Origin of the sequence: Streptomyces sp. NPDC058534 (assembly GCF_042717365.1) — a bacterium.
In the GTDB taxonomy this organism is placed as follows: domain Bacteria; phylum Actinomycetota; class Actinomycetes; order Streptomycetales; family Streptomycetaceae; genus Streptomyces.
Map to the genome: position 1 here is coordinate 10,197 of NZ_JBHXNW010000137.1, position 747 is coordinate 10,943.

Here is a 747-nt window from a genome sequence, read left to right on the forward strand (position 1 = left end):
GTCGCGCCCCCCGCCGGCTCCGACCGCCCCCCCCCCCCGCGCCCCGCCACGGCAGCGGGCTGCCGCCGGGTGCTGCGGTGTCCGGCGGGGCTGGGCCTGCCGGGGGTGGGGTGCGTCTTGCCGGGGGTGGTTTTGGGGCCGCGTGGACGGGGTGGGGTTGTTTCGGTCTGGTGTTGTCGGCGTAGGTGGCGGGTGGTCTTCTTCGGCGCGATCGTGATCCCCCAGCTCAAGCAGCAGCTGCTGCCCACCATCGAACTGCCCATGGTGTCCGTGCTCGCGCCGTACCAGGGTGCCTCGCCGGACGTGGTCGAGAAGCAGGTCGTCGAGCCGAGCGAGGACAGCCTCGAAGCCGTCGACGGGATACCGGGCGTCACCGCCACCGCCAGTGAGGGCAACGCCGTCATCATGGCGTCCTTCGACTACGGCCCGAACACCCAGCAGCTGGTCGCCGACGTCCAGCAGGCCGTCAACCGGGCCCGCGCGCAGCTCCCCGACGACGTCGACCCGCAGGTCATCTCCGGCTCGACGGACGACATCCCGACCGTCGTCCTCGCCGTCACCTCGGACGAGGACCAGCAGGCGCTGGCCGACCGGCTCGACCGGACGGTCGTCTCCGAGCTGAAGGACATCGACGGCGTCGCGCAGGTCACCGTCGACGGCGTGCGCGACGTCCAGGTCACCGTCATGCCGGAGCCGGCGAAGGTCTGAGACCGCGAAACGGCGCAGGTCCTGCCCGACACCGAAGGC

At 72.3% G+C, this 747-nt stretch carries 1 pseudogene; it reads left to right on the top strand.

From position 1 onward, the window contains the following. Nucleotides 1-201 precede the first annotated feature (201 nt). Nucleotides 202-705, top strand: a pseudogene (locus ACFWR9_RS41535) (efflux RND transporter permease subunit); the annotation flags it as partial. Between the last annotated feature and the right edge of the window lie 42 nt (nucleotides 706-747).